The sequence below is a fragment of the Endozoicomonas sp. SESOKO2 genome, assembly GCF_024606245.1.
Lineage (GTDB): Bacteria > Pseudomonadota > Gammaproteobacteria > Pseudomonadales > Endozoicomonadaceae > Endozoicomonas_A.
Window position 1 is genome coordinate 1 of the sequence record NZ_JAHHPQ010000778.1, and the last position, 1,994, is coordinate 1,994.

General features: G+C 49.6%; 2 protein-coding genes. One reads left to right on the forward strand and one right to left on the reverse strand.

Features of this window, described 5'->3' with window-relative positions; all coding sequences use genetic code 11:
* The first annotated feature begins 129 nt into the window (after positions 1 to 129).
* On the forward strand, positions 130 to 1,359 hold the full coding sequence (gene serA / locus KDK17_RS18600) for a phosphoglycerate dehydrogenase (RefSeq protein WP_257288768.1): 1,230 nt from the start codon (positions 130 to 132) through the stop codon (positions 1,357 to 1,359).
* Between the two features lie 49 nt (positions 1,360 to 1,408).
* Here serA and deoD read toward each other — a convergent pair.
* Positions 1,409 to 1,994 (reverse strand): purine-nucleoside phosphorylase (gene deoD, locus KDK17_RS18605; RefSeq protein WP_257288769.1); only part of this gene is annotated, 586 nt, incomplete at its 5' end.

Sequence of the window (1,994 nt, forward strand, 5' to 3'; positions counted from 1 at the left end):
GCTATTATCCCCACCCCGGTCGGTTATAAAACCAGATGACTCCGGTTGTATTCAGCCATAGACCGTGCTTCACACTCTTTTGGCTGGAGTACTTTTCATGGTAGATAAAAAGATATCCGAGCTATTGTTATGCCCTCTATTTCCCTGGACAAGAGTAAGATTCGATTCCTTCTTCTGGAAGGGGTTCATCAGTCTGCTGTGGAAGTGCTTGAAGCTTCCGGCTATACCAATATTGATTATGTATCCAAGTCCCTGCCGGAAGAAGAGCTGAAGCGCCGGATTTCCGAAGTACACTTTGTAGGCATTCGATCCCGAACCCAGCTGACAGAAGACGTCTTTGCTGCAGCCCGGAAGCTGATTGCTGTGGGTTGTTTCTGTATCGGTACCAATCAGGTGGAGCTGGATGCTGCTACCTCCCGGGGAATTCCGGTCTTTAATGCCCCTTATTCCAATACGCGCTCTGTCGCTGAGCTGGTTCTGGCTGAAGCCATTCTTCTTTTGCGAGGTGTACCTGAAAAGAATGCCGTTGCTCACCGGGGTGGCTGGCAGAAGAGTGCCGTCAATTCCTATGAGATTCGCGGCAAAAAGCTGGGTATTATTGGTTATGGCAGTATCGGAAGCCAGCTGAGTGTTTTGGCTGAATCCATGGGCATGGACGTTTATTATTACGATGTGGTAACCAAACTGTCCATCGGTAATGCCAGTCAGGTCGGCAGTCTGAATGATCTGCTGGCCATGTCTGATGTTGTCAGCCTGCACGTTCCTGAAACACCCGCCACTCAATGGATGTTTGGCGAAGTGCAGTTTGCGGCCATGAAAGAGGATAGCGTTCTGATCAATGCTTCTCGCGGAACCGTTGTCGACATTCAGTCTCTGGCCTCAGCGATTGAAACAGGCAAGTTGCTGGGTGCTGCGATTGATGTTTTCCCGGAAGAGCCACGCTCTAACAATGACGAGTTTGTCAGCCCTCTGCGTGGACTGGATAATGTGATTTTGACGCCTCACGTGGGTGGCAGTACTCAGGAAGCGCAGGAAAATATCGGTCGTGAAGTTTCCGAGAAGTTTATTATGTACAGCGACAATGGTACAACCTTGTCGTCTGTGAACTTCCCCGAAGTGTCATTGCCTGGACATCCCGACAAGCATCGCATCCTGCACATTCACGAGAACATTCCCGGAGTGCTGGTAGCCATCAACAAGGTCTTCTCCCAGAACAACATCAACATCAGCGGTCAGTTCCTGCAAACCAATGAATCCGTCGGTTATGTGGTCATTGACGTAGATGCCGATCACAGTGAGATTGCACTGGAGAAGCTGAAAGAAATCGACGGTACCATTCGTTGCCGGGTTCTATACTGAGTCAGGCGCTCAAGCTCCAGTCAGAGATCTGACAGGAGCGATGGGGGGATCAGTCTCCGACCAGCACAGAGTCCAGAGCCAACACGATCATTTCGTCCAGGGAGGTCTGCCTGTCTTCAGGAGACAAGGCCTCGCCCTTACGAATATGATCACTGACAGTGCAGATTGCCAGACCTTTGGCACCAAACTCCGCACATACGCCATAAAGGCCTGCTGCTTCCATTTCAACGCCCAGGATGCCATGCTTTTCCATGGTGTCGAACATCTGAATATCCGGACTGTAAAAAAGATCCGAAGTGTAGATATTACCAACTTTTACCGGCATCCTTTTGTCACGGGCACTCTTGACCGCATTCTCCAGCAGACCAAAATCTGCAATAGCTGCGAAGTCGTGGTTATTAAATCGGATACGGTTCACTTTCGAGTCAGTGCTCGCCCCCATACCAATCACTATATCGCGCAGCTTCACATCGGAAGAGATTGCACCACAGGAACCAATGCGAATCAGCTTGTTCACACCGTATTCAGTGATCAGTTCCTTGTAGTAAATGGAGGCTGAAGGAATGCCCATCCCTGAACCCATTACTGATACACGACGATTCTTATATGTTCCGGTGTAACCAAACATATTACGA